A 26048-nucleotide genomic window follows, 5' to 3' on the forward strand; every position below is an offset into this window, starting at 1 on the left:
ATGAAAATAAAAAATGCCTGCTGGCTACAACCCCAACAGGCTACTGAGTAAGCTACAACTGAAACAACCCTTACTCAGCATAGCAAAAATTTTACAGGAAAAACGTTTATTCGTCAATCTTTTAACATGTTTATGAATCTTTCCTAGTCGAAAGATGAAAAAGACAGATGGAATCCGAACGTTTTATGATTATTTCTTGACTTTTCTTTAATATCGTACTACAATGTAGAAAAACCTTTAAAGTGGTCCAGAGAGGCTCCTAAGGTCTAGACGGTGAATCAGGGTAGATACTACCTAATTTTCGTGTAACCTTGCCTCGGGCAAGGTTTTTTTGTGGAAAAAATGTCACCCATTAAAAGGAGAAACCCATGCGTGAAGAACGTCCCATCATCGCCCTTGACTTTCCAGCTTTTGAAGATGTAAAAAACTTTTTAGAACATTTCCCAGAAGATGAAAAACTTTTTGTAAAAATAGGAATGGAATTTTTCTATGCAGTTGGACCAGAAATTGTCCACTATCTGAAAGGTCGTGGCCACAGTATTTTCTTGGATCTAAAATTGCACGACATCCCAAATACGGTTAAGTCAGCAATGTCTGTCCTTGGCACCTTTGGTGTGGATATGGTGACAGTTCATGCGGCTGGCGGTGTAGAGATGATGCGCGAAGCTAAAAAAGCACTTGGGCCAGGAGCCAAGTTGGTGGCGGTGACTCAGTTGACTTCTACCAGTGAAGAAGACATGCGTGATTGCCAAAACATCCAAACCACTGTCCAAGAATCAGTAGTTAATTATGCCCGAAAAGCACAAGAAGCTGGTTTGGACGGAGTTGTTTGTTCAGCCCATGAAGTTGATTTGATCAAGAAGGCTACATCAGAAGAGTTTGTCTGTGTAACCCCAGGTATCCGTCCTGCGGGAGCAGAAATTGGTGACCAAAAACGGGTCATGACCCCACAAGAAGCCCACGCCATCGGTTCAGACTACATTGTCGTTGGACGTCCGATCATCCAAGCAGAAAACCCATGGGATGCTTATCATGAGATTAAGAGACAGTGGAACTCGTAAGAGCTACTAAAAGTGAAACTTTTGTAGCTCTACGGGAAGTCCGATAGGATCTTCCCTAACGAGTTCACTAGATTAGAAGAAAGAAAAATATCGTTTCTTTCTTCTAATCGTCGGAATAATCGGAGCCCGATGGGGCCTTCCCTAAACTATTCACTAACTTGTTTGAAAGAAAATTATCGTTTCTTTCAAACAAGTGTCGGAACTCTGGAAAGTCCGATGGGACTTTTCCTAACGCATTCACTAGATTAACTAAGAGAAAAAAATCGTTTCTTTCTTCTAATCGTCGGAATAATATGGTCTACTAAAAGTGAAACTTTTGTAGCTCTACGGGAAGTCCGATAGGACCTTCCCTAACGCATTCACCAACCTATACTGTTATTGTTTAAAATTATTTCCTATTTAATTCGTATTCGATTAAAATCGTAAAAAAGGAGTTATCATGTCATTAGCTAAAGATATTGCCAGCCATCTTCTAAAAATTGAAGCCGTTTATTTGAAACCAGAAGAGCCTTTTACTTGGGCTTCAGGGATCAAGTCCCCTATTTATACAGATAACCGTGTGACCCTCGCTTATCCTGAAACTCGTACCTTGATTGAGAATGGATTTGTGGACAAAATTAAGGAAGCTTTCCCTGAAGTAGAAGTGATTGCTGGAACAGCAACTGCGGGGATTCCTCACGGTGCCATTATCGCTGATAAGATGAATCTGCCTTTTGCCTACATCCGTAGCAAACCAAAAGATCATGGTGCTGGGAACCAAATCGAAGGCCGTGTACCACAAGGTCAAAAGATGGTAGTGGTGGAAGATTTGATTTCTACTGGTGGGTCTGTTCTGGATGCTGTCGCAGCTGCGAAACGTGAAGGAGCAGATGTCCTTGGTGTGGTGGCTATCTTCACCTACCAATTGGAAAAAGCCGATAAGAAATTTGCAGAAGCTGGTGTTCAACTCGAAACCTTGTCTAACTACACAGAATTGATCCATTTGGCAGAAGAACAAGGTTATATTACCTCTGAAGGTTTGGAAATGTTGCGCCGTTTCAAGGAAAACCAAGAAACTTGGCAAAATAACTAATCGTACAGAAGCGTTTCTTGCGCTTCTTTTTTATCCTTTTTTCACTAGTGTTAGCTAACTTGAAATACATAGAATAATCCTGTATGATAATGTTAATTGTTTTAAGATATAAGCGATCTTAAGGGAGAAGCACATGACAAAAGAAAAGTATTTGGAAACGAAAAAGCAGGCGAGAGTTTGGTTTACCGTTAATATCCTCATCAGCTTGATTGCTATTACAGGTGGAAGTTTAGTGATCATCAGTCAATCACGCCATATTCCGTTTTTGCTAATGTCCCTGGGTGCAATCACCTTGATGAATCGAGTCTTGATTACACCTGCTTTTAATGCTAAAAAAGAGGCTGAGGAGCAACACCCAGAGTGGAAGGACTTGTCCACGAAAGGTACTAAAATACCTGTTGAAGATTTCCAGAAAGGGTTTCTCATATCGGTTGCCGCTCTTCTGATTGTTCTTTATGTTCTATCGTCCTCTGCCAAAAGCAGACCATACCGTTTCGAATTTGACCTCTAAGGATGTTCAAATCTTACAAGAATTGGAAGAAGATATTGAATCCAACACCCCCTCGAATTCAAATTCATTGGATATCGATAAAGCAAAAGATTTAGCAGAAAAAGCACAGCGTGAAAATTGGTTGAAAAGAGAAGAGTAAGAACTCTTTTTAGGGAATTTGGAAGTAGCTAGTCTATGTGGAAGGGTATAAAAACGCAAATGACAGGAACAACATTTTGGCTTGTTTTTGGCATTGAATTTATTTCTAATTGTGATCCTATTTTACAGAGGACTTGCATTCACAGAGTTGCGAGAAGTCAAGCTTGATTTCAAGGAATATTGCAAATAGTGAAGATCATTCCTCGGTCTAAATGATTTCGTACCAGTCACAAACAGCAGAAATGCTGTTTTTTTGATATAATGGATTTATGTTATCGAAAAGTAAACGTATTCTATTTGGGATGCTTCATGGTATCATGTTGCTAGTGATGATCCACTGGTTCTTGATCAGTGTGACCTATCTGAGAGAGATTTCATGGCTAGCCATTTTAGGTGCTGGATTGCTATTTCTGCTAGGCTGGTTGAAACGCGATGGGGTCAAAAGAGCCCTTGCTTGGTTGACCCAGCACAAAAAAGGCTTCTTGCTTGGTGCAATCGTCTTTCAGCTGATTGTCATGGTTTGTGCGGAACTTTTGATCCGTCGGGATGCTGCGGTGGTTTTTAAGGGTGCTTTTGAGCTTCTGAAGCAATCTTCCATCACCAACTATCTCAGCCGCAATCCGAATAACATTCCGCTCTTTCTCTATGAAAAGTTTTTCTATGTGTTGTTTGGCTCTAGTGGTCTGTGGGTCATGCAACTTCTCAATATGCTCTATGTCAATCTGGGGGCCGTCCTCTTGTACAAACTGTCACAGAAGCATTTTAATCAAAAAACGGCTGATTTAGTCTATCTCTTTTATGTGAGCTTGATCTGTTACTCGCCTTATTTCTATTCCATGTATACGGACATTCCGCCACTTCCTTTAATTGCTCTGCAATTATGGTGGGCCTTGGATCTCTTGAAGGAAAACCAAGCAGGGATCTCCTGGAAGAAGATGTTTGGTTTAGGGATTTTATCTGGTGTAACAATGCTGATTCGTCCAACGACAATTATTGTCATGATCGCCTTTTGGGCTGTACTCTTCTTTAGAGGAAACTGGAAGGTCTTTGGCAAGATTGCTACGGTGACCGTTATGACGACAGGATTTGTCTTTGCAGGATTGAATACAGCGGTCAATCATCAAAGGGTCGTGCCGATTCTGAAAGAAGAAGGGCTGGCCAAAGGACCACTCTTGTTTATCAATCTAGGCTTGACGGATATGGGGCATAACCAAGAAGATATGAAAGAGGGCTTGCTGGCTTATATCGATGAGGACAAGCGCTCAGACTACAACAATGGTCTCTTCAAGAAGGAAAATGTCATTAAAGAAATCAAGCGCCGTCTCAAGGAGTATGGACCTTTCGGTTTGATCGGTCATATCTACTACAAGCAATCCTTGACGGTAGCAGAAGGCACCCTGGGTTGGCTTTACCGAGATGTAGAGTATGAGAAGACGCCTTATATCAATCCTCTCTATGCAACACTCACAAAAAATAATGGATTTGCTAAATGGGTGCGGACCTATTTCCTCAGCACGGATCGGCCACAGTACAAGAATTATGAATTTATCAAGCAGGTGATCTGGATCGTCCTGTCGGCTGGCTTGCTTGGGGCTTATCTCAAGCGTCGAGATACGGATGCCTTTAACTTCCTTTCCTTATCGGTTTTTGGTGGTTTGCTCTTCTTAACCATCTTTGAAGGCGGGAAGACCCGTTACCTCATCCAATTCTTACCGCAAATTTTGCTAGTGGCTTCGATTGGTTTAGCAGGATTTACTAAGAAAGAAAACAACTAAAGCTCTCGCTTATTGAACAGGCAGAAACAGAGGTTGGATAAACTTGTCCAGCCTCTTTTTTATCCAGTGGATCTGTGTCAAATGTGGTATAATGAAAGGTAAGAATTTATTGGATAGCGGAGAGTTTCCATGCAACATTCCCCCTGGCACGAAGCCATCAAATCCCATCTTCCGGAAGGGTATTTTCATCAGATCAATGACTTTATGAATGAGGTTTATAGCCAAGGAGTGGTCTATCCACCACGTGATAAGGTCTTTAAGGCCCTACAGACAACGGGGATGGATCAGGTCAAGGTCTTGATCTTAGGCCAAGATCCCTACCACGGACCGGATCAAGCACAAGGCTTAAGTTTTTCTGTCCCGGATCATGTACCAGCACCGCCTTCTTTGCAAAATATTCTCAAAGAATTGCGCTCAGACATTGGTGAGAAGCGGTCGCATGATCTGACTACTTGGGCTGAACAAGGGGTGCTCTTGCTCAATGCCTGCTTGACGGTGCCCGCTGGGCAGGCCAATGGCCATGCTGGAAAAATTTGGGAGCCGTTTACAGATGCTGTGATCAAGGTGGTTAATGAGTTGGAGGAGCCAGTCGTCTTTATCCTCTGGGGATCTTACGCTCGTAAGAAAAAGCCTTTGATTACCCACGATCGACATTTGGTCCTTGAATCAGCTCATCCAAGTCCCTTATCGGCCTACCGAGGATTCTTTGGTTCCCAGCCCTTTTCAAAAACCAATCAATTTTTGGAAAAAGCGGGACGCGAGCCGATTGATTGGTTAAGATAGGAGAAAGAAATGCCACAATTAGCAACGATTTGTTATATCGACAATGGGAAAGAATTTCTCATGTTGCATCGCAATAAAAAGCCCAATGATGTCCATGAAGGCAAATGGATTGGAGTTGGTGGAAAATTAGAACGCGGAGAAACTCCTCAAGAGTGTGCTGCGCGTGAAATTTTTGAGGAGACGGGCCTTAGAGCCAAGCCAGTCTTGAAAGGGATCATTACCTTCCCTGAATTTACTCCAGATCTGGACTGGTACACCTATGTCTTCAAGGTGACCGATTTTGAAGGAGAGCTCATCGAGTGTAACGAAGGGACATTGGAGTGGGTGCCTTATGATCAAGTCCTCTCAAAACCTACTTGGGAAGGGGACCACACCTTTGTCGAGTGGCTCTTGGAAGATAGACCCTTCTTTTCAGCAATGTTTCGCTATGATGGGGATCGCTTACTAGAGACCCATGTCGATTTCTATGAATAAAGGAGTAGAAGATGTTAGTCATTAAAAATGGTCGTGTCATGGATCCAAAAACTGGTTTGGATCAAGTGTGTGATCTCTTGGTAGATCAGGGTAAAATTGTTGAAATAGGCCCATCTCTTTCTTACGAGCAAGCCCAAGTCATTGATGCAAGTGGCAAGGTGGTAGCGCCAGGTTTAGTGGACATTCATGTTCACTTCCGTGAACCTGGTCAGACCCACAAGGAAGATATTCACACCGGAGCTCTGGCAGCCGCAGCGGGTGGTTTTACGACAGTTGTCATGATGGCCAATACCACTCCAACTATTTCGGATGTCGAGACCTTAAATGAAGTCTTGGATTCTGCTGCCAAGGAAGCCATTCATGTCAAGACAGTTGCGACGGTTACCAAGAACTTTGATGGCCAACATTTGACCGACTTTGAAGGCTTGTTACAAGCTGGGGCTGTCGGTTTCTCTGATGATGGGATACCTTTGCAAAGTACCAAAGTAGTGCGTCAAGCTTTGGAAGAAGCCAAGCGTCTAGGTACCTTTATTAGTCTGCATGAAGAAGATCCAGAATTGAATGGCATTCTGGGACTCAATGAGCACATTGCCCGAGAACACTTCAAGGTTTGTGGAGCGACAGGTGTAGCTGAATACTCTATGGCAGCGCGTGATGCCATGATTGCTCATGCGACAGGTGGTCACCTCCACATCCAGCACCTTTCTAAAGCTGAGAGTGTGAAGGTAGTTGAGTTTGCTCAAGCAATCGGCGCTCCAGTCACAGCAGAAGTAGCTCCTCAGCATTTCTCTAAGACAGAAGATCTTTTGCTGTCTAAGGGAAGCAATGCCAAGATGAATCCTCCCCTTCGTCGGGAAGAGGATCGCCGTGCAGTGATCGAAGGCTTGAAGTCAGGAGTTATTTCTGTGATTGCAACGGACCACGCGCCTCATCATGCGGATGAAAAGAACGTGGCCGATATCACCAAAGCTCCTTCCGGCATGACAGGATTAGAAACCTCTCTATCGCTTGGTTTGACCTATTTGGTTCACGCTGGAGAGCTTAGTTTAATGGAGCTCTTAGAAAAAATGACTTATAATCCTGCAAAACTCTATCACTTTGAAGCAGGCTATTTAGAAGTTGGTGGACCAGCAGATATTGTGATCTTTGACCCAGAGGCTGACCGTTTGGTATCTGATCATTTTGCCTCTAAGGCAGCCAATTCCCCATTTGTTGGAGAATCCCTCAAGGGACAGGTAGCTTATACCATCTGCCAGGGGAACATTGTCTACCAAGCCTGAACGGAACTAAAAGACAATCAAGAAATCTAAATTAAAGGCTGGACGAATGAGGAGTATATGAATAGTAGAAAAATACTAGAAATGATCTTGTATTGTTTGGTCACTTTTCTGGTCTGCTTTTTCCTGGTCAATTGGCTCCTTCCTTCGGCAGAACCAGTGATGACCAAACCATCAACAAGCGCCCCAAAAAAGACAGTCACCTATGTAGCGATTGGGGATTCTTTGACGAAAGGCGTAGGAGATAGCACCAATCAAGGAGGCTTTGTTCCTCTTCTTGCTCAGAGTTTGACCAATGAAACAGGTCTTGAATTCAAAGCGATTAACTATGGTGTAGCTGGCAATACCAGCAGTCAAATTTTGACACGTATGCAGGAGAAAAAGGAGATTCGAAAGGATTTGAAGCAGGCTCAGTTACTGACCATCACTGTCGGGGGCAATGATCTGCGAAAGGCCATTCTTGAGGATACCAGCAACTTAGATCTGGATCGCTTTGATAAGCCGTCTAAGACTTACGTGAAAAATCTTAAACAGATCATCGAATTGGCCCGCAAAGACAATCCTGATTTGCCTATTTACGTAGTGGGGATCTATAATCCCTTGTATCTCAACTTCCCCGATTTAACGGAATTGCAGACGCTTGTGGATCAATGGAACCAAAGAACGGAGGAGACCCTCTCTGCTTATCAGGGCGTCTATTTTGTTCCGATCAACGACCTTCTCTATAAGGGCATTGATGGTAAGAGTGGGGTGACAGAGAACGAATTAGGAAAAGAAACTGTGACCAACGATGCCTTGTATGACGAGGATAGTTTTCATCCCAATAATACAGGATATGAAATTATGAAAGAAGCCGTACTGGAGAAAATACATGCAACTAAGAAAAAATGGTTTGAGTGAAAAGAAGGTCAAGCCACCAACCACAGGGCCTCATTTTAAGGAGAGACGAGAGAAAACCCCGATAAATATCTGGAAATGGCTCTTTCTTAGCTTGGTCAGTTTCTTATTAGCAACCAGTCTAGTCGTATGGACTCGCTTCTCAACGGTTCGAGAGGATGTCCGTCAACTACAGACTCCTAACCAAAAAGGAGATGTTAAGATTGGCAGTATGACAACGACAAGAGCTCAACTTAATGAAACCATCAAGGTCATGCTGAAAAGTTATCATTTGAGTGATTATCAACTTTATGCAGACAATCAACAGATGTTACTGGAGGGGAAACTGAACTTTTTAGGAAAGGAGTACCCCCTCTATATCTATTTCCAGCCGAGTAAGCTAGAGGATGGGAGCATCCTCTTGACTCTCAAGGATTTTTCAGTTGGGACCTTGAAACTTCCTAAGAAGACCGTGATGCAGATGCTATCTACAAACAAGGATTTACCTGACTTTGTAAGCATTGATAGCAAAGAGGCGACGATAAAGATCGAGCTTGCCAAGATCAAAAATGAGATGAATTTTTATGTCAAAGCAAATACCATTGATCTATACAATGATCAAATCATCTTTGATCTCTACAGAAAAAAATAAGAATAAGAGGCGAAAGCAAAAAGAGGCTTTCGCCTTTATTTTGCTTCTATTCAAAAAATTCAGAATATTATAGAAAATTCTTGACATTCAATTTTCCCTGTGCTAAAATACTAAACAAGACATCAGACAAAGGAGAAAAGTCAAACATGAAAACAGCTAAGTTTATTCAATTTGCTTTGTTGTTGAGGTATTCGGGCTAGTGCAAAAGCATTAGTCCTGTTTGGCTTACCAAGCGGGAGTAACAAAACATCTCGCTTAGGTAACTGGCGAGATGTTTTTATTTTATTCACTATGTTTAGAAAAGAGGAGACCCTATGCGTAAAGTTGAATTTTTAGATACCAGTCTTCGGGATGGCGAACAGACTCCTGGAGTCAATTTCTCCATCAAAGAAAAGATTGCCATTGCCAAGCAATTGGAGAAGTGGGGCATTTCTGCTATCGAAGCAGGTTTTCCAGCAGCCAGTCCCGATTCTTTCACAGCTGTGCAGGAAATTGCAAAGACCTTGACCAAGACTGCTGTGACGGGTTTGGCTCGCTCGGTCAAATCCGATATTGATGCTTGTTATGAAGCCTTGAAAGATGCTAAGTATCCGCAAGTTCACGTCTTTATCGCAACCAGTCCGATTCACCGGGAGTTTAAACTCAACAAGACCAAGGAAGAAATTCTTGAGGCTATCAAAGAGCACGTCTCTTACGCACGTTCTAAGTTTGAGATTGTGGAGTTCTCACCGGAAGATGCGACTCGGACGGAATTGGATTTCCTCTTGCAAGTCGTTCAAACTGCAGTCGATGCAGGGGCTAGCTATATCAATATTCCTGATACGGTCGGCTTCACGACACCAGCAGAATATGGCGCGATTTTCAAATACTTGATTGACCATGTCAAAACAGACCGCGAGATCATCTATTCTCCTCATTGCCATGATGATCTAGGGATGGCAGTTGCTAATAGCCTCGCCGCTGTCAAGAATGGAGCTGGTCGTGTCGAAGGAACCATCAATGGAATCGGTGAACGGGCTGGAAATGCTGCGCTTGAAGAAGTGGCGGTTGCCCTCAATATCCGGGAAGACTATTACCAGGTTGACAGTCCGATTGTGCTCAATGAAACCATCAACACTTCTGAGTTGGTCTCTCGTTACTCTGGTATTCCAATTCCTAAAAACAAGGCAGTTGTTGGTGGCAATGCCTTCTCACACGAGTCTGGGATTCACCAAGACGGCGTTCTTAAAAATCCTCTTACCTATGAAATCATCACGCCTGAGTTGGTGGGTGTCAAGAGCAATAGCCTTCCTCTTGGGAAATTGTCAGGGCGGCACGCCTTTGTCGAAAAACTGCATGAGTTGGGATTGGAATTCACAGAAGAAGACATCCAGCCATTGTTTGCGAAATTCAAATCTCTGGCAGATAAGAAACACGAGATCACAGACGCTGATATCCGCGCCCTTGTTGCCGGTACAGCAGTGGAAAATCCAGAAGGCTTCCATTTTGATGATCTTCGCCTCACAACGAACGAAGATGAAAGCATCACTGCAACAGTCAGCCTGAAAAATGAAGATGGTGAAGTTCTTGAATATCTTGCCAAAGGTCAAGGTTCAGTGGAAGCAATCTTTAACGCTATTGATCAATTCTTCCACCAAGAAGTTCGTCTGACCTCTTACAGCATTGATGCGGTGACAGATGGGATTGATGCCCAAGCGCGTGTGCTGGTTACTGTTGAGAATGAAGCGACAGATACCATCTTTAACGCTTCTGGTTTAGACTTTGACGTATTGAAGGCCTCAGCAATTGCCTATATCAATGCTAATACCTTGGTGCAAAAAGAGAATGCTGGAGAGATTGGCCACATTGTATCCTATCGTGATCTGCCCGATGCCTAAAGGAGAACACTATGACGAAGAAAATTGTCGCCCTTGCAGGAGACGGAATAGGACCAGAGATTATGGAGGCTGGCCTGTCCGTACTGAAAGCAGTGGCAAAAAAAACAAATTTTGACTATTCAGTCCAAGCGCATCCATTTGGTGGAGCTGGGATTGATGCGGCTGGTCATCCTCTACCAGCTTCTACTCTAGAAGCTAGCAAGGAAGCTGATGCTATTCTCTTAGCAGCTATCGGAAGTCCCCAGTATGACCAAGCACCGATTCGTCCGGAACAAGGTTTGTTGGCCCTTCGTAAGGAGCTCAACCTCTATGCTAACATACGTCCGGTTAAAATTTATGATGCCCTCAAGCACTTGTCACCTTTGAAGGAGGATCGCATTCAAGGTGTGGATTTCGTAGTGGTTCGTGAGCTTACAGGCGGGATTTACTTTGGAGATCATATCTTAGAAGAAGATCAAGCACGGGATATCAATGACTACTCTCTTGAAGAAGTGGAGCGTATCGTACGTAAGGCTTTTGAGATTGCGCGTGGACGCCGTAAGAAAGTCACTAGCATTGATAAGCAAAATGTCCTCGCAACCTCTAAACTATGGAGAAGAGTTGCAGATCGAGTGGCTCAAGACTTCCCGGATGTGACCTTGGAGCACCAGTTGGTAGACTCAGCAGCCATGCTCATGATTACTAATCCGTCACGCTTTGATGTCATCGTGACGGAAAACCTTTTCGGAGATATTCTTTCTGATGAGTCCAGTGTCTTATCTGGAACTCTTGGCGTCATGCCATCGGCTAGTCATTCGGAGTCAGGGCCAAGTATGTATGAGCCTATTCATGGATCAGCTCCAGATATTGCGGGTCAGGGCGTGGCGAATCCAGTCTCGATGATCCTCTCTGTTGCCATGATGATGCGAGAAAGTTTTGATCGAGAAGAAGACGCTAGACGAATTGAAGAAGCCGTAGAGGCGACTCTTGCTGCAGGGATCTTTACTAGAGACCTAGGAGGCAGAGCTTCGACAAAAGAAATGACAGAAGAAATTATAAAACGATTATGAGTGTAAAAGGAATGATTACGGGCTTGATCCTTCTATGGAATCTCTTCGTAGGGATCCTCTACGGAGTTGATAAGGAAAAGGCTAAACGAAATGACTGGCGGATACCAGAAAAGACCTTGCTCTTTTATGCTTTTGCAGTTGGGGGGCTAGGGGCTTGGACTGGAGGGCTCCTCTTTCATCACAAAACACAGAAATGGTATTTTAAAGTTACCTGGCTCTTAGGAACGCTTCTCACCCTATACACACTCTACGCTTTATGGAGGTAAGGATGGCAGGAAAATCAATTTTTGATAAAATCTGGGAACGGCATGTAGTGACCGGTGAGCAAGGCCAGCCCCAACTCATGTATGTGGACCAACACTATATCCACGAGGTCACCAGTCCCCAAGCCTTTCAGGGATTACGGGATGCAGGACGCAAGGTTCGACGGCCAGATTTAACCTTTGGAACCTTTGACCACAATGTCCCAACGGTTAACATTTATGATATCCGGGATGTGATTTCCAAGGCTCAGATTGATAAATTAGCTGAAAACGTTAAAGATTTTGGAATTGATCATGCGGCTCACGGTTCAGAAAAACAAGGAATCGTTCATATGGTGGGCCCTGAAACTGGACGAACTCAGCCTGGAAAGTTCATTGTCTGTGGAGACAGCCATACCGCAACCCATGGCGCTTTCGGTGCAATTGCCTTTGGAATTGGAACCAGTGAGGTAGAGCATGTCTTTGCCACCCAGACCATCTGGCAGGTCAAACCCAAGAAGATGTTGGTCGAATTCACCGGAACCCCGCAAAAAGGGATCTATTCAAAGGATTACATCCTAGCTTTGATAGCGCGTTACGGTGTTGCCTGCGGCGTTGGCTATGTCGTAGAGTATCGGGGCGAAGCGATTGATCGCTTGACCATGGAAGAGCGGATGACCATCTGCAATATGTCCATTGAATTTGGATCTAAGATGGGAATCATGAATCCAGACCAAAAGACCTTTGATTACCTAGAAGGTCGTGAATGTGTGCCACAAGATTTTGAAGCTGCAGTAGCGGACTGGAAGACCTTGGTCAGTGATGACGATGCCGTATATGACAAGGTCATCCGTATGGATGTATCTGACTTAGCTCCGATGGTGACTTGGGGGACCAATCCTTCCATGGGAGTGGACTTTGAAACTTCCTTTCCAGAGATTCGTGACATGAATGATGAGCGGGCCTATCATTATATGGATCTAGAACCTGGCCAAAAACCAGCAGACATTGAATTAGGCTATATCTTTATCGGATCTTGTACCAACGCGCGTCTCAGCGATTTGGAGTTGGCAGCCAAGTTTGTGAAAGGCAAAAAGATTGCGCCCAACTTAACAGCCATTGTCGTACCTGGTTCTCGTCCGGTTAAGCAGGCTGCTGAAAAGTTAGGCTTGGACAAGATCTTTATAGATGCAGGCTTTGAATGGCGTGATCCAGGTTGCTCTATGTGTCTAGGAATGAATCCAGATAAGGTTCCAGATGGGGTCCACTGTGCCTCTACCAGCAACCGAAATTTTGAAGACCGCCAAGGGTTTGGGGCCAAGACCCATCTCTGTAGCCCTGCTATGGCAGCTGCAGCGGCAATAGCAGGACGCTTTGTCGATGTGCGCCAAATGCCCGAAGTCCAGTAAAGGAGGAATCATGGAGAAATTTACCATTTATACGGGGACAACCGTTCCCTTAATGAACGATAATATCGATACCGACCAAATCCTCCCCAAGCAATTCTTAAAGCTGATTGATAAAAAAGGCTTTGGCAAATACCTCATGTATGCTTGGCGCTATTTGGACGATCACTATACCGAGGATCCAACATTTATCTTTAATAAGCTGGAATACCGCAAGGCAACCATTTTGATCACTGGTGACAATTTTGGGGCAGGTTCCTCTCGGGAACATGCAGCCTGGGCCTTGGCTGATTATGGCTTTAAAGTCGTCATCGCCGGATCCTTCGGAGATATCCATTACAATAATGAACTCAATAATGGGATGCTTCCGATTGTTCAGCCCTTAGAGGTTCGACAAAAACTAGCCAGCTTGAAGCCGACAGATCCAGTGACGGTGGATTTAGAAGAGCAAAAGATTATCTCGCCAGTTGGAGAGTTTCGATTTGAGATCGATGGTGATTGGAAGCACAAACTGCTCAATGGTCTAGATGACATTGGCATTACACTTCAATATGAGGACTTGATTGCCGCTTATGAAAAGCAACGGCCAGTTTATTGGCAATAAAATTGTATAGTTAATTAAGAATTTTCAGAAAATATATTGAAGCTTTTTGGTAATTTTGATAGAATAGAAAAAAAGAATAGAAGAGGACGAAATTTATGACAAAACACATTCAATGGGACGGAACACTTTCACAAGAAGGATTTGACATTCTTAAAGGAGCGGGAGGTTGTATCGTCTGCCCTACAAAAGTCGGTTACATTATTATGACCAGTGACAAGGCCGGCTTGGAACGGAAGTTCGAAGCTAAAGAACGCAACCGCAACAAACCAGGTGTCGTTCTTTGTGGAAGCATGGATGAACTCCGCGCCCTTGCACAATTGAACCCTGAAATCGATGCCTTCTACCAAAAACATTGGGACGAAGATATCTTGCTTGGTTGTATCCTTCCTTGGCGTGAAGATGCCTATGCAAAATTACAAGCCTTCGGAGATGGACGCGAAGAACTCATGACAGACGTTCGTGGAACCAGCTGTTTTGTCATCAAATTTGGTAAAGCTGGTGAGCAAATCGCCAAAGAAATGTGGGAAAAAGAAGGCAAGATGGTTTACGCCTCTTCAGCTAACCCTTCAGGCAAAGGAAACCGTGGGAAGGTCCAAGGAATCGGTGAGCGTATCGAAGGTGCTGTGGATTTGGTCATCGAAGCCGATGACTATGTAGCCTCTATCCAACCAGACAAGACCATTGAAACGCGTTATGAACAAGGGGTGATGGTATCAATGGTGGATGCAGAAGGAAACCTCATCCCAGAACAAGGAGCAGGTAGCCGCTCTGTCAATACTTGTCCAGTCGTGATCCGTAAAGGATTGGATATCGATAAGATCATGATGCACTTGTCCGATCATTTCAACTCTTGGAACTACCGTCAAGGGGAGTACTATTAAGAAATAGAGTAAAGAGTGGGACAGAAATCGGTAATTCGATAGAATTCGATTTCGTCGTCCCACCTCCGCACAGTTGAGTAGGGCTGTAAAAGCTGATGAAATCAGCGTAGTAGATCCCACTCAACCACTGCGTCTTGCTCGACAATCCAAAGACAATTGAGAGGCTGGGACTTTTGTCCCAGCCTCTTTTTGTGAAACAATAAAAGATGGTATAATAGAGTCAAAAGCTATTCCAAAGAAGGGGAATTAGTATGATTTCTAGAAAAGCATTTATAGATAAAGTGAATCTGGAAGGCTTTTCATTCAATACCCAAATCCCATGGTGGGGATATAATGACTTCAAGTCATTGGTTCGAAGAAAAAAGCTCTCTGAAGAGCAGCTTTATCAGATATTTCTTTCACTTTGTAGGGAGATAGAAGACCGGCAAATGCATGAATTAGAGCTGAAGGGTAAGTATAATACCGGATTTTATGTAGTCGAATCAAATGGTCGGGAGTTCCGGTTTGAGTTTGTTTTCAAAAAGAATCAACAACTAAGAGTTTATAATCTATTTGAGACAGTCAATGGTCGTAAGAAACTCACCTTGATGGATCTGCTTGATTTCATTATGGAATGACTAGGTATAGAAATAATAATGGTATACTACAGATTGAAAAAAGAGAAAGTGGTTCTATGATTACAAGAGATGAATTTTTAGAAAGAATCAATCAAGAGGGATTTTCATTTAGCATTGAAATCCCGCGCAGAATTTTTTGGGATTTTAAATCATTAGTTTTTAGAAGAAGAATTTCGGAAGAAGACCTCTATCAGATGTTTTATAACTATTGTCGGGAGTTAGAAAACTGTCTGAAAGAAGCCGGAGAGAAACGCCGTTTGCTCTTTAATAAATTTCCAGTTAGTCCCATTCATGATAAATATAAAACAGAATTTGATACAACGGCACCAAACGGCCGTAATTTTCGTTTTGAGTTTGTCTTCGGTACTGACAATCGTTTAAAAGTTTATAATATCGTTGAAACCGTTAATGGTCGTAAGAAAAGCAAACCTATGGAGATTATTAAGGATATAGTCGATTCCTTATAAGGCATATTTATTTCAAAACAAAAAACAAGGTATTTATACTGAGGCTAAAGTATAGATAACAAGCCAGCGCTTGATGAATTCGATTTTCTCCTTGTTCAGAGTTAAAGTGGTTGGCTCGTCATAAACCTCTCAAAGAGGGAGCTGTTTTACTTGCTATCATCCCTAAAGGAATCTTATTAGTTAGCTATTTCTGCTTGATTCCATTGGCCTAGTGACTTTGATGAATGAGTTTAACAAAGCTGCAGATAGGCTCGTGTTCCTTTGCTTGTTCGCTCTGACTTTTTTAATGTTGCTACTATTTGTAATCATCACAGTTGCAGTAGTTTTTAAACCGACCTTTCCTATTTGATCGCTTAACAGCAAGTAGTTATAGAAGTACGGTTGGGAAATAGACAGAAGATAAAAGAGAGTGGGACAGAAATCGGTAATTCGTTAGAATTCTATTTCGTCGTCCCACCTCCGTACAATTGAGTAGGGCTGTAAAAGCTGATGAAATCAGCGTAGTAGAGTCCACTCAACCACTGCGTCTTGCTCGACAATCCAAAGACAATTGAGAGGCTGGGACTTTTGTCCCAGCCTCTTTTGATTGAGTAGGAGTTGAAGTAACTTTTTAATAAGTCACGACATTAATCTCACCCTTGTCATACTCAGCGATAAAGATATCATCGACATTTACAAATCCTTTTTTATTCAGTTCGGCCATAAGCCATTCTTCAGTTTTACCGATGGTCTCTAAGATCTCTAGTTGGACCACACCATCTGTAATAATTGGGTACTTGGGATTTTCATCTCCCATTCGCACAATAATGAGTTGGCCATTTTGCTCGATGACGGCTCTTTTAACTTCTTTCAATTGGAAAATCCCTTGAGAACGCAACTTAAGAGCGACGTCAGAAGCAGAAAGCCCTTTTGAACGACATGCTTCTGGATCTAATTTTCCGTTTTTAATGATAATGGTTGGTTTTCCATCAATCAGATGTTTGATGAAGGATACATTGGTATTAAGCCATTTGAGTGACAGAATCAAAATCGTCCAGATGATGAGGATGACGACATATTGAAGAATGGGAATAGAACTATTGTAGATAACCCCACCAATAATACCCCCAAGCACAAAGTTCTGTATTTGGTCTACTGCAGAACTTGGTGCTAGATTTCCTTTACCTGTTACATTGATAACAAAAACAAGAGACAGAAGCCCCAAGGCCAATTTAATCGCAATTGTAGCAAAAAAGCTTATCATTTTTCAACCTCCACCAGTTCGACATCTGTTTTATATAAATCCATTTTTTCAAGCAAATAGCTATCTGGCTCCGTTCCACTAATGGCACGGTAGAATTGGTCACCTACCTTAATAATGGCTCCATCGGTTGTAGCTGAAGTATTAACATAGACCTCTTCTTTATCAACACCCAATTCCTTTGAAACAACCTCGATAAAGTGCAAGGACGTACGGAACTGATTGTCATTGGACTCTTTGTTTTGGAAGTTTGAAATACTAATCAAAACAAAGGCTACTAAGATTAACACAGAAATGATAGATAATTCACGGAACTTACTTCCACGTTTATCCTTATAAGCCTTAAAGGCGAAAAAAGCCGTTACTAAGACTAAGAGGATAGACATAATAACAATGACCCAATTTTGCTGGCTAATCTGACTTAGTACATAGTCGTAGGAATAGAATTTCATAAAAATCCCTCTCTTTTAATAATTCAAGACATTATAAACTATTTCAATCCCTATTTCAATGATTAAAAGTGAAATTCTCATTTTTTAAGGTATGGATTGTAGCTTAAAGGTTGGAAATGGCAGTAGGAGTTTCCTATCTAATCGAAATTTGGTACACTAGAGCTATGAAGATGGAAGATACAATAAAAAAAGCGATCATTTTAGGGGCTACAGGAGGAATTGGCCGGCAACTAGCGAAAGAACTAGCGAGAAGTCTGGATCAACTGGTCTTAGTAGGTCGTGATTCAGACAAACTCTCCCAAGTCCAAGAGGAACTAACTGGGAGCAAGGCGCAGCTGTCAATCCTAACATTAGATATGCTAGATCAGATGGATCTTGAAGCTTTTGTAGAGAACCTAGATGCAGATCTTCTTGTCAATTGTGCAGGGGTAGCCTATTTTTCCCTAGGCAGCTATCTAGCCACAGCAGATGAGCAAGATCTCTGGCAAATCAATTACCATGCTCCTGTCAAGTTAATCAAAAAGTTAGTGCAGAAAAATCAGAAGATCCAGCTGGTCCAGCTGTCATCTCTGGCAGCTCTTTTTCCTCATCCCTATCTAGCAGCCTACAGTTCCAGCAAGGCTGCCTTGCAGACCTATACTCTTGCTCTCCAGGAGGAACTAAGGCAATCAGATTCTCCGGTCCAGCTAGGTCTCTATATTCTTGGACCAGTCCAAACAGCTATTTTTCCTCCTAAACTAGTAGAAGCATTGGGAGGCAGTTGCTTGCAGATGAAGCCTGAGAAAGTCGCTCAACAGTTGATCCGATTCATCGAAAGGAATAGTTCCTATGCTGTTATCGGTCTTCGCTATCGCTTGCTAGTTTGGCTTGGTCGGCTACTTCCAAACAGATGGATCATTCGTCTCCTTGCAAGGTATTTAAGAAAGGGACTTAATAGATGATGAATTTTATAGTTATACTTTTAGGCGTTGCTTATCTTCTCTTATTTCTCATCCGTTGGTTGCTGTCCTTCACTTATTATAAAAAAGGTCAGGCTCATCTTGCGGACTTCCCAGAAGAGCTTTTTACGGTGGTCCAACCCATCCTCTCTGGGGATCCTCGTTTAGAGAGTGATTTGCGGGCCAATCTCCAGCAAACAGAAGCAGTAGAATTCTACTGGTTGATTGACCAGTCTGATACAGAAGCCCAGCGAGTAGCAGATCAGATTTGTCAAGATGCTTCATTTGACAAACGCATTCGAATCTTTCTCATTGAAGACGTCCCTCAAGGGATTAATCCAAAGAGTTATAAGATTGAGCAGGTTGTAGAGGAGCTGACCCGGCCTTACCTGATTGTTTTGGACGATGATAGTGTGATTGATTTTTCTAAAATGGGTGAGCTGACTACCTATCTGGGTCAAGAGGTCATTCTGACAGGTATTCCCTATAACCAAGAAAGAAGTAATTTCTGGTCCAAGCTGGTTGCAGCATTCGTCAATGGCAATTCCTTTATTACCTATTTTACCATGGCAGAAGTTGAGGCGAATCACTCCATCAACGGGATGTTTTATATCCTACCGGTAGAACTTGCAAAAGAGCAGGGGCTCTTCACAGCGATTAAGGATTATCTATGTGATGATTTAGCTGTGGCCGATTTTTTAAGGAGTAAAGGAGTATCCATTATCCAAACGCGTGTCACCTGCAATGTTCGAACCACTATTAAGGACGCCAAGCAATACTTGCTTCAGATGAAGCGTTGGCTTCTCTTTAGCTCTATCTATCTCAAAGAACACCTGGATTGGAAGGTCTTTTGCCTCATTGGCTTACCGAGTTTTCTGCCTCTTCCAGGCTTCATCCTAAGTCTGTTTTTAGGTTGGCCTTATCTTCTTCTAGGCTTGAGTTTACTACTATTCAAGGCAGTATGGATGCTCCTCTATCGACAAAGCATTCTACCCAATCGCCTACACTTGGATGAAGTCACCTACGAAGTACTAAATGATCTCCTGCTTCCTTGGCTCTTTGTCTATGTTCTAGTGACTCCTCCTGTGATTAATTGGCGGGGGCGGAAGATTCGTGTGACGGATGGAAAAATTCGTTATGAGTAAGATGAAGTCCTATCTAGACCGTTTGTCTGCTTTGTCTCTTGATCAGACCATGCTAGACTCTGATCGCTTGGTCCTCTTTCTTAGTGGGAGCAGTGATATCACTTGTGCTGGGCTGACAGCTGGGCAACTAGACCTCCTCCATGCAATTTGTCCATCTGGCTATTCAGTGGTAGCCAGTAATTTCCCCTTCAATCAAGATTTTGAACATATAAAGTCTCCACAAGTATCCCTCTTGTCAGCTTCTGCATCCAATATCATCTACTATTGGCATACGATTTTGAACCTTCGTTTCCAAAAGTTGTTACAGGAGCACTTGTCTCCCTTGTTGGAAGCGCAGGAAGTAGTTCTTGTTTGTAAGAGTTCAGGTGTCAATATGCTGACCCAGTGGTTCAGAAGTTTAGGGAATCAGGTCACCCTTCCAAGATTGCGTGTGATAGCGCTTGGCCCGGTTTCCCATCTTCTCTTAAATCAAAAAGAACTAGAGCTACTGGTCATCAAAGGAAAGAAAGATCCTTATTCACGTATTCTGGATCGCCACTCAGCGGATATTCAAGTGGATACGGATCATTATAGCTATGAGTACAGAGAAGATGTGAAAGGAATCATCTATGACTGGATTAGAAAAAGTGATAAAAATCGATGTGATTAGCGTCCCCTTTAGTGGCCATTTGTTTCCAACCTTGACCCTGGTGAAACCCTTGCTGGAGGATCCGCGTTTTCAGATCCGTGTTATTACAGGTTTTCAGAAAAAGTCATTGGTTGAGCGGATTGGTTTTGACTGCCTTGCCTTGTTTCCTGATCGTCCGACAGTGATGGAAGATATAGCGAATACGTCAAAGCAAGCAAATCTATTTATCATGTACCAACAATTAATGGCCAATAGCAGACTGGTCCCTGAAGTTTTCGACGAAATAAATCGAATTTGGGACTCTGAGGGAAGCCCTGACTTGGTTATTGCAGATTTTGTAGCAGCTCCTGCTGGAGTTTTAGCAGATCGTTTGGGCATTCCCTGGATTACGACCATTCCAAGTCCAGTAGCGATTGAGAGTCGCACGACTACCCCTGCTTATCTAGGTGGCTGGAAACCACACCAGGGAATCTTCTACAAGTGGAGAGATGCAATGGGCAGGAAAGTTATCCGTCTGGCAAAGAAAGTTGGACTTGCGCTAGTTAAGAAGAATCTCGTTACCCTAGCGGATTTCAAATTGTACCGTGAAGACGGGTCAGAAGCAGTCTATTCTCCCTACTCAATCTTAGCTCTGGGGATGAAAGAGTTGGAGTTTCGAGACGATTTTCCACCCCAGCTCAAATGGGTTGGTTATCGCTGTCTATCTTTTGACCGACTTTCTCAAGAACAGAAGCAGTATCTTACTAGCTCTAAAAAGCGTGTCTTCGTTACTTGCGGGACTCATTTAAAATGGGAAAAAGAGCGGATGGTGGAGTTGGCAAAGATATTGAGCAAAGAACATCCTGACTATGTCTTTTACGTAACCTTAGGCGACTCTAGTGGTTTGGAGCATCCACCAAGAATCTTATCGGAGAATCTTCTGATCTTTAATTACCTCCCTTATTCAGATGTTTTGGAACAGATGGATTTTGCTATTCATCATGCAGGTGCAGGGATCCTGATGGGTTGTATTGAGCAGGGCATTCCAAGTCTGATTTTGCCCCAGGACTATGACCAGTTTGACAATGCGGTTCGGGCTGAGTTATTCCAAGTAGGATTAGTTTCTCGTAAAAAGACGGAATCTGAAGTCTTGGGCTTATTTAATGAATTGGTTTCTCGGGAAGATTGGTCACACTTAAAGGCTCTTGCTCAGAAAAGCAAAGGCTACCAGCCAACAAAGATTCTTTATCAAGAAATAGAGAGACTATTGAAAGTGAAGTTATAGAAGAAGTGGAGGGGGGGACTCCTCTTTGCTTTCATCTAAAGACCTTCTATTATTGAACATAAAAAAGAGGCTGGGCATAAAGTGTCCAGTCTCTTATATATGGTAGTTATAACTGAAAGACGCAGTAGCTGATTGGCATCTTTGTTCGCCTTTTAAGCTCCAAAGATGACCTAATCAGCCTTGCGGGGGTGGGCCAACGAACGATTTTTATTCAAAATTCGTTCTGTCCTACTCCCCTTTTTGTTTTTGGTGGGTGATGTTTTTGCCCCAAGTGACGATGTTTTCATTCTTGTTGAGGATTCGTTTGATGTTGTCCTTGTGGCGGATGATAATCAAGGTTGCCAGTGCGAGGACGACGATGGTGAAAATCAGGTCGTAGCTCGGGAGGATCCAACCAGTCAGAGGCAGGATCAGGACTCCAATACTAGCCAGAATAGCGACCGTCACACTTGAAAAGGAAATCATACTTGTCAAGTAGAGGCTAGTAAAGAAATAAATAGCTAAGATAAATAGAAAGAGAGGGGAGAAGCCGATGAGGACCCCTGCACTGGTCGCTACTGCCTTGCCTCCTTTAAAGCCTGCAAAAATCGGGAAGGTGTGCCCAAGGACCGCTAAAAGACCGAAGACCATAGGAGAAATTCCTGAAACCCCAAAAATGGTCGGCAATAAAACAGCCAAGGTTCCCTTGAGGAAATCAACAGCAAAGACGACCAGACCTGCCTTCGTCCCTAAAATGCGAAAGGTATTGGTGGTCCCTGTATTTCCAGAACCGTGTTCCCGTAGATTGATGTTAAAGAAGGCTTTCCCAATCCACAAACCAGAAGGGATAGAGCCTAATAAGTAGGCTAATACGAGTAAAAGAATTGTTTTCATCATAGTTTCATTATATCAAAATTACTTTGAATGAAAAAGAAATTTTTGTCCATAACTGTCACATCGGATAGTCGGTTAAAGCTAATCGCACTTAAATGGGCTACTGAAAGGGAGGGAAGAAAGAAAAATTTTGCAAAATTTCCTAAAAAGCTGTAATATAGAAAAGATGAACAAACAGGAGGTTCCTTGTGTCTAAAAAGGAAATCAACATTAATAATTACAATGACGATGCCATTCAGGTACTAGAAGGGTTGGATGCGGTCCGTAAACGTCCAGGGATGTATATCGGATCGACAGATGGAAATGGTCTCCACCATTTGGTCTGGGAAATTGTCGACAATGCCGTCGATGAAGCTCTATCAGGTTTTGGTTCTCAAATTGATGTCACCATCAATAAAGACGGGTCCTTATCTGTAGCTGACCAAGGTCGGGGGATGCCGACAGGGATGCATGCCATGGGCAAACCAACCGTTGAGGTTATCTTTACGGTCCTTCACGCAGGTGGGAAGTTTGGTCAAGGTGGCTATAAGACCTCTGGTGGTCTCCATGGGGTGGGATCTTCCGTCGTGAATGCTCTCTCTAGCTGGCTTGAGGTTGAGATAACTCGTGATGGAGCGGTCTACAAGCAACGCTTTGAAGATGGCGGTAAGCCTGTTACCACTCTTGAGAAGATAGGAACGGCTCCTAAGTCTAAGACAGGGACCAAGGTTACCTTTATGCCGGATCCAACTATTTTCTCAACGACGGATTTCAAGTTTAATACCATTGCTGAGCGGATCAAAGAATCAGCTTTCTTGCTTAAAGACGTAACGCTGACGCTGACAGATCTACGTAAGGAAGAAGACAACTATGTGGCCTTCCATTACGAGAATGGGGTTCAGGATTTCGTTGAGTACTTAAATGAAGATAAGGAAACCTTGACGCCGGTTCTTTACTTTAATGGAGAATCAGAAGGCTTCCAAGTAGAAGTCGCTCTCCAATACAATGATGGCTATTCTGACAACATCTTGTCCTTTGTTAATAATGTCCGCACTAAGGATGGGGGAACCCACGAGACCGGTCTTAAGACAGCCATTACCAAGGCCATGAACGACTATGCAAGAAAGACAGGTCTCCTCAAAGAAAAAGACAAGAACCTAGAGGGATCAGACTATCGTGAAGGCCTTTCCGCTGTTCTTTCGATCTTGGTTCCAGAGGCCCATTTGCAGTTTGAAGGGCAAACCAAGGACAAACTAGGAAGCCCCCTTGCTCGACCAGTCGTTGATGGGATTGTCGCAGACAAATTGACCTTCTTCCTCATGGAAAATGGGGAACTAGCTTCCAATCTGATTCGCAAGGCTATCAAGGCCCGGGATGCGCGTGAAGCAGCTCGGAAGGCGCGTGATGAGAGTCGAAATGGCAAGAAGAACAAGAAGGACAAGGGACTCTTATCTGGGAAATTGACCCCGGCTCAGTCCAAGAATGCCTCCAAGAATGAACTCTATCTAGTCGAAGGAGACTCAGCCGGTGGATCGGCCAAGCAAGGTCGAGACCGTAAGTTCCAGGCCATCCTTCCACTTCGAGGGAAGGTTCTGAATACTGAGAAGGCCAATATGAGCGATATCCTCAAAAACGAAGAAATCAATACCATGATCTATACCATCGGTGCTGGAGTAGGGGCTGACTTTACGATTGAAGATGCCAACTATGACAAGATCATCATCATGACCGATGCGGATACGGATGGGGCACACATTCAGACCTTGCTCCTCACTTTCTTCTATCGCTATATGCGTCCTTTGGTTGAAGCAGGACGGGTCTATATCGCCATGCCTCCTCTTTACAAGATGTCTAAGGGCAAAGGGAAGAAAGAAGAAGTGGCTTATGCCTGGACAGATAGTGAATTGGAAGACCTACGCCGGACCTTTGGCCGTGGGGCAACCCTCCAACGCTACAAAGGGTTGGGGGAAATGAATGCGGACCAACTTTGGGAAACTACCATGAACCCAGAAACCCGCACCTTAATCCGCGTCACCATTGACGACTTGGCGCGTGCAGAACGTCGCGTCTCGGTCCTAATGGGTGATAAGGCTGCACCTCGCCGCCAATGGATCGAAGATAACGTTAAGTTTACCTTGGAAGAAACGACAGCGTTTTAAAGATTCTATTTTTATTTAATTGATTTGTTAATAAATTAGTGGAGAAATATCCTATGGCAAATAGTATGAATAAAGAGCAGGTAAAGCAAGCTCTTGAGAGTGGGTACGGAAGGTCTAAAGCCTTATTAAATGATAAAGATAAATTAGATAAATTTTTGCGCGGGTTAGAGACAAAGATTGAAGAAATTCCAATGATTGGAAAGGAGTTGTCTATTATTCCAGTCATGATATCTTTAGTAAAAAATTTTGCAGAAGGAAAATATACTTCTGTCCCCTATGGAACCATTTTAGCTGTTACTAGTGCGCTTATTTATTTTGCGTCTCCAATTGATCTTATTCCTGACTTTATTCCAGGTGTTGGATATGTAGATGACATGGCAGTTGTTTCGTTTTGTTTGTCTATGGTAAAAAAAGACATAGAGTCCTATAAAGAATGGCGTCAATCAAATGACAAGTGATAAGAGTGGAGATTATAATTCACTTTATTCAGCTGTCTAAGTTTCTAAAAAATACAATCATAAAAATAATCTAAATAGATTTTTAATTTAAAATGTAGGTTCAACTATAAAAAGGTATTAAAATGAGAACTGATACAGAAATGATGAAACTGATTGTGCAAATTGCTGAATCTCTGAAAGTAGAAGCAGTAGCCTTTTCTGGATCGCGGACTACTTCACATTCCCCAAAAGATGAGTTTCAAGATTATGATGTGGTTTATATTGTTGAGGATCTAGAAGACCTGATTTCAGATTTATCTTGGCTAAACCGGTTTGGTAACCGTCTGATTGAACAGCACAATTTACTTGGTCATCGATACCTTTATCTCATGCTCTTTGAAGATGGCAACCGCATCGATTTGACTCTCTGTCCCAAGGAGCACATTCAAGAGTGGGTGGATAGTGAATCAAATTTTGAAATTATAAAAGACGACAAAGGTTTGTTTGAAGATTATCTGCCTAATGCCAAGCGCTACTGGATTTGTCCGCCTACCGAAGAGGAATTTGCAGCATCCTGCAATGAATTTTGGTGGGTATCGACTTATGTCGTCAAAGGGATTCGTAGAAATCAGCTTATTTATGCTACCGATCACCTCTATGGCATTTGCCAGCAAGAATTCCTCAAGGTCTTAGCTTGGCAGGTGACAAGCGATAGGGGAGCAATTGATATCGGAAAGAACTACAAGTACCTCTTCCAGTATCTACAAGCTGAGCAAGAGAAGGAGTTCTCAGCACTTCTTGATCTATCTAGTTTAGAGAAGGTTAGTCAATCCTTATTTGCTACCATGAAGCTATTCGATTGTGAAGCGCAAAAATTGGCTAAAAAGATGGGATTTGCCTATGATCAGGAAGTGGCTGAGAAGATGATGACTTATGCTGAAGAGGAACTCTCGAATCATTGATTATTCGACTTATTTTAAACACTTCAAACTAGAGAAGGGATAGTTTGGTTTCAGAATGTAACTGAACACCTTCCTCTATAAAGAAACTACTCTACATTCTTTGAAAGGAGTTGAACACGCCCTAAATACTGTGTGAAAAAGATAAACTCTCTTGTGAGCATCGCTCACTGCAAGAATTTCCTATTTTCACTTTGTATTTTACGGGCTTT

General features: G+C 42.9%; 27 protein-coding genes. 24 read left to right on the plus strand and 3 right to left on the minus strand.

The window, feature by feature from the left end; translation table 11 throughout:
* Positions 1-368: 368 nt before the first annotated feature.
* From pyrF to DW738_RS02210, 17 genes are all read left to right on the plus strand, one after another.
* On the plus strand, positions 369-1061 hold the full coding sequence (pyrF, locus tag DW738_RS02130) for an orotidine-5'-phosphate decarboxylase (RefSeq protein WP_023023089.1): 693 nt from the start codon (positions 369-371) through the stop codon (positions 1059-1061).
* A 439-nt stretch (positions 1062-1500) separates the two neighbouring features.
* Positions 1501-2133 (plus strand): orotate phosphoribosyltransferase, encoded by a 633-nt coding sequence (pyrE, locus tag DW738_RS02135; protein ID WP_023023091.1) that lies wholly within the window; start codon positions 1501-1503, stop codon positions 2131-2133.
* 133 nt (positions 2134-2266) lie between these two features.
* Positions 2267-2644 (plus strand): hypothetical protein, encoded by a 378-nt coding sequence (locus DW738_RS02140; protein ID WP_243634241.1) that lies wholly within the window; start codon positions 2267-2269, stop codon positions 2642-2644.
* A 407-nt stretch (positions 2645-3051) separates the two neighbouring features.
* Positions 3052-4557, plus strand: a complete 1506-nt coding sequence (locus tag DW738_RS02145; RefSeq protein WP_123160202.1) for a glycosyltransferase family 39 protein — start codon at positions 3052-3054, stop codon at positions 4555-4557.
* A 129-nt stretch (positions 4558-4686) separates the two neighbouring features.
* Positions 4687-5340 (plus strand): uracil-DNA glycosylase, encoded by a 654-nt coding sequence (locus tag DW738_RS02150; protein WP_123159236.1) that lies wholly within the window; start codon positions 4687-4689, stop codon positions 5338-5340.
* Positions 5341-5349: 9 nt separating this feature from the next.
* Positions 5350-5814, plus strand: a complete 465-nt coding sequence (locus DW738_RS02155; protein WP_123159235.1) for an 8-oxo-dGTP diphosphatase — start codon at positions 5350-5352, stop codon at positions 5812-5814.
* An 11-nt stretch (positions 5815-5825) separates the two neighbouring features.
* Complete coding sequence (locus tag DW738_RS02160) at positions 5826-7094, plus strand: dihydroorotase (protein WP_123159234.1); 1269 nt, start codon at positions 5826-5828, stop codon at positions 7092-7094.
* A gap of 57 nt (positions 7095-7151) precedes the next feature.
* Positions 7152-7991, plus strand: a complete 840-nt coding sequence (locus DW738_RS02165; RefSeq protein ID WP_123160203.1) for an SGNH/GDSL hydrolase family protein — start codon at positions 7152-7154, stop codon at positions 7989-7991.
* Positions 7963-8619: a YpmS family protein gene (locus DW738_RS02170; protein WP_023026764.1), complete on the plus strand. Its 657-nt coding sequence runs from the start codon at positions 7963-7965 to the stop codon at positions 8617-8619. The genes DW738_RS02165 and DW738_RS02170 overlap by 29 nt, the downstream gene beginning before the upstream one ends.
* 314 nt (positions 8620-8933) lie before the next feature.
* Complete coding sequence (locus DW738_RS02175; protein WP_023026765.1) at positions 8934-10496, plus strand: 2-isopropylmalate synthase; 1563 nt, start codon at positions 8934-8936, stop codon at positions 10494-10496.
* A gap of 11 nt (positions 10497-10507) precedes the next feature.
* Positions 10508-11545: a 3-isopropylmalate dehydrogenase gene (gene leuB, locus DW738_RS02180; RefSeq protein WP_023026766.1), complete on the plus strand. Its 1038-nt coding sequence runs from the start codon at positions 10508-10510 to the stop codon at positions 11543-11545.
* Complete coding sequence (locus tag DW738_RS02185; RefSeq protein WP_023026767.1) at positions 11542-11811, plus strand: DUF1294 domain-containing protein; 270 nt, start codon at positions 11542-11544, stop codon at positions 11809-11811. Before leuB ends, DW738_RS02185 begins: the two co-directional genes overlap by 4 nt.
* Before the next feature lie 2 nt (positions 11812-11813).
* Complete coding sequence (gene leuC / locus DW738_RS02190; protein ID WP_123160204.1) at positions 11814-13196, plus strand: 3-isopropylmalate dehydratase large subunit; 1383 nt, start codon at positions 11814-11816, stop codon at positions 13194-13196.
* Between the two features lie 10 nt (positions 13197-13206).
* Complete coding sequence (leuD, locus tag DW738_RS02195; protein ID WP_123160205.1) at positions 13207-13797, plus strand: 3-isopropylmalate dehydratase small subunit; 591 nt, start codon at positions 13207-13209, stop codon at positions 13795-13797.
* Positions 13798-13892: 95 nt separating this feature from the next.
* Positions 13893-14678, plus strand: a complete 786-nt coding sequence (locus DW738_RS02200) for a Sua5/YciO/YrdC/YwlC family protein (protein ID WP_123160206.1) — start codon at positions 13893-13895, stop codon at positions 14676-14678.
* 251 nt (positions 14679-14929) lie between these two features.
* The gene (locus tag DW738_RS02205; protein WP_123160207.1) at positions 14930-15295 is read left to right on the plus strand and encodes a hypothetical protein; all 366 of its coding nucleotides are present in this window, start codon (positions 14930-14932) and stop codon (positions 15293-15295) included.
* Between the two features lie 56 nt (positions 15296-15351).
* The gene (locus DW738_RS02210) at positions 15352-15762 is read left to right on the plus strand and encodes a hypothetical protein (RefSeq protein WP_042507507.1); all 411 of its coding nucleotides are present in this window, start codon (positions 15352-15354) and stop codon (positions 15760-15762) included.
* A 610-nt stretch (positions 15763-16372) separates the two neighbouring features.
* Here DW738_RS02210 and DW738_RS02215 read toward each other — a convergent pair.
* Positions 16373-17005 carry a DUF421 domain-containing protein gene (locus DW738_RS02215; protein ID WP_123160208.1) on the minus strand — a complete coding sequence of 211 codons (633 nt, stop codon included), beginning with the start codon at positions 17003-17005 and terminating at the stop codon, positions 16373-16375.
* On the minus strand, positions 17002-17454 hold the full coding sequence (locus DW738_RS02220; protein ID WP_023023123.1) for a DUF3290 family protein: 453 nt from the start codon (positions 17452-17454) through the stop codon (positions 17002-17004). Before DW738_RS02220 ends, DW738_RS02215 begins: the two co-directional genes overlap by 4 nt.
* Positions 17455-17618: 164 nt before the next feature.
* Between DW738_RS02220 and DW738_RS02225 the strand changes: the two genes are divergently transcribed.
* The 4 genes from DW738_RS02225 to DW738_RS02240 are packed head-to-tail and all read left to right on the plus strand — an operon-like array spanning position 17619 to position 21429.
* Positions 17619-18395: an SDR family NAD(P)-dependent oxidoreductase gene (locus DW738_RS02225; protein WP_123160507.1), complete on the plus strand. Its 777-nt coding sequence runs from the start codon at positions 17619-17621 to the stop codon at positions 18393-18395.
* On the plus strand, positions 18395-19537 hold the full coding sequence (locus tag DW738_RS02230; protein ID WP_123160508.1) for a glycosyltransferase: 1143 nt from the start codon (positions 18395-18397) through the stop codon (positions 19535-19537). The genes DW738_RS02225 and DW738_RS02230 overlap by 1 nt, the downstream gene beginning before the upstream one ends.
* Positions 19530-20186 carry a hypothetical protein gene (locus DW738_RS02235; RefSeq protein ID WP_123160209.1) on the plus strand — a complete coding sequence of 219 codons (657 nt, stop codon included), beginning with the start codon at positions 19530-19532 and terminating at the stop codon, positions 20184-20186. The genes DW738_RS02230 and DW738_RS02235 overlap by 8 nt, the downstream gene beginning before the upstream one ends.
* Complete coding sequence (locus tag DW738_RS02240) at positions 20146-21429, plus strand: glycosyltransferase (protein WP_123160210.1); 1284 nt, start codon at positions 20146-20148, stop codon at positions 21427-21429. Before DW738_RS02235 ends, DW738_RS02240 begins: the two co-directional genes overlap by 41 nt.
* A gap of 228 nt (positions 21430-21657) precedes the next feature.
* Here DW738_RS02240 and plsY read toward each other — a convergent pair whose 3' ends face one another.
* Positions 21658-22302, minus strand: a complete 645-nt coding sequence (gene plsY, locus DW738_RS02245) for a glycerol-3-phosphate 1-O-acyltransferase PlsY (protein WP_174705356.1) — start codon at positions 22300-22302, stop codon at positions 21658-21660.
* Between the two features lie 188 nt (positions 22303-22490).
* Between plsY and parE the strand changes: the two genes are divergently transcribed.
* The 3 genes from parE to DW738_RS02260 all read left to right on the plus strand — a co-directional run bounded on the left by parE (position 22491) and on the right by DW738_RS02260 (position 25839).
* Positions 22491-24440, plus strand: a complete 1950-nt coding sequence (parE, locus tag DW738_RS02250; protein ID WP_117744216.1) for a DNA topoisomerase IV subunit B — start codon at positions 22491-22493, stop codon at positions 24438-24440.
* Between the two features lie 53 nt (positions 24441-24493).
* Positions 24494-24898: a YkvA family protein gene (locus DW738_RS02255; RefSeq protein WP_023023138.1), complete on the plus strand. Its 405-nt coding sequence runs from the start codon at positions 24494-24496 to the stop codon at positions 24896-24898.
* 122 nt (positions 24899-25020) lie between these two features.
* A complete protein-coding gene (locus tag DW738_RS02260; protein ID WP_123160211.1) occupies positions 25021-25839 on the plus strand; it encodes an aminoglycoside 6-adenylyltransferase in 819 nt (272 codons plus the stop codon).
* The last annotated feature ends 209 nt before the right edge of the window (positions 25840-26048 follow it).

Origin of the sequence: Streptococcus sp. AM28-20 (genome assembly GCF_003603595.1) — a bacterium.
GTDB lineage: Bacteria > Bacillota > Bacilli > Lactobacillales > Streptococcaceae > Streptococcus > Streptococcus ilei.

Bases quoted from the DNA above. Each gene is read 5' to 3' on its own strand.
- DW738_RS02240 (WP_123160210.1), top strand. From the start codon at position 20,146: ATGACTGGATTAGAAAAAGTGATAAAAATCGATGTGATTAGCGTCCCC.
- leuB (WP_023026766.1), top strand. From the start codon at position 10,508: ATGACGAAGAAAATTGTCGCCCTTGCAGGAGACGGAATAGGACCAGAG.
- DW738_RS02185 (WP_023026767.1), top strand. From the start codon at position 11,542: ATGAGTGTAAAAGGAATGATTACGGGCTTGATCCTTCTATGGAATCTC.
- DW738_RS02165 (WP_123160203.1), top strand. From the start codon at position 7,152: ATGAATAGTAGAAAAATACTAGAAATGATCTTGTATTGTTTGGTCACT.
- DW738_RS02155 (WP_123159235.1), top strand. From the start codon at position 5,350: ATGCCACAATTAGCAACGATTTGTTATATCGACAATGGGAAAGAATTT.
- leuD (WP_123160205.1), top strand. From the start codon at position 13,207: ATGGAGAAATTTACCATTTATACGGGGACAACCGTTCCCTTAATGAAC.
- DW738_RS02230 (WP_123160508.1), top strand. From the start codon at position 18,395: ATGAATTTTATAGTTATACTTTTAGGCGTTGCTTATCTTCTCTTATTT.
- DW738_RS02175 (WP_023026765.1), top strand. From the start codon at position 8,934: ATGCGTAAAGTTGAATTTTTAGATACCAGTCTTCGGGATGGCGAACAG.
- plsY (WP_174705356.1), bottom strand. From the start codon at position 22,302: ATGAAAACAATTCTTTTACTCGTATTAGCCTACTTATTAGGCTCTATC.
- DW738_RS02145 (WP_123160202.1), top strand. From the start codon at position 3,052: ATGTTATCGAAAAGTAAACGTATTCTATTTGGGATGCTTCATGGTATC.
- pyrF (WP_023023089.1), top strand. From the start codon at position 369: ATGCGTGAAGAACGTCCCATCATCGCCCTTGACTTTCCAGCTTTTGAA.
- DW738_RS02255 (WP_023023138.1), top strand. From the start codon at position 24,494: ATGGCAAATAGTATGAATAAAGAGCAGGTAAAGCAAGCTCTTGAGAGT.
- leuC (WP_123160204.1), top strand. From the start codon at position 11,814: ATGGCAGGAAAATCAATTTTTGATAAAATCTGGGAACGGCATGTAGTG.
- DW738_RS02225 (WP_123160507.1), top strand. From the start codon at position 17,619: ATGAAGATGGAAGATACAATAAAAAAAGCGATCATTTTAGGGGCTACA.
- DW738_RS02170 (WP_023026764.1), top strand. From the start codon at position 7,963: ATGCAACTAAGAAAAAATGGTTTGAGTGAAAAGAAGGTCAAGCCACCA.
- DW738_RS02215 (WP_123160208.1), bottom strand. From the start codon at position 17,005: ATGATAAGCTTTTTTGCTACAATTGCGATTAAATTGGCCTTGGGGCTT.
- pyrE (WP_023023091.1), top strand. From the start codon at position 1,501: ATGTCATTAGCTAAAGATATTGCCAGCCATCTTCTAAAAATTGAAGCC.
- DW738_RS02205 (WP_123160207.1), top strand. From the start codon at position 14,930: ATGATTTCTAGAAAAGCATTTATAGATAAAGTGAATCTGGAAGGCTTT.
- DW738_RS02200 (WP_123160206.1), top strand. From the start codon at position 13,893: ATGACAAAACACATTCAATGGGACGGAACACTTTCACAAGAAGGATTT.
- DW738_RS02150 (WP_123159236.1), top strand. From the start codon at position 4,687: ATGCAACATTCCCCCTGGCACGAAGCCATCAAATCCCATCTTCCGGAA.
- DW738_RS02140 (WP_243634241.1), top strand. From the start codon at position 2,267: ATGACAAAAGAAAAGTATTTGGAAACGAAAAAGCAGGCGAGAGTTTGG.
- DW738_RS02235 (WP_123160209.1), top strand. From the start codon at position 19,530: ATGAGTAAGATGAAGTCCTATCTAGACCGTTTGTCTGCTTTGTCTCTT.
- DW738_RS02210 (WP_042507507.1), top strand. From the start codon at position 15,352: ATGATTACAAGAGATGAATTTTTAGAAAGAATCAATCAAGAGGGATTT.
- DW738_RS02260 (WP_123160211.1), top strand. From the start codon at position 25,021: ATGAGAACTGATACAGAAATGATGAAACTGATTGTGCAAATTGCTGAA.
- DW738_RS02160 (WP_123159234.1), top strand. From the start codon at position 5,826: ATGTTAGTCATTAAAAATGGTCGTGTCATGGATCCAAAAACTGGTTTG.
- DW738_RS02220 (WP_023023123.1), bottom strand. From the start codon at position 17,454: ATGAAATTCTATTCCTACGACTATGTACTAAGTCAGATTAGCCAGCAA.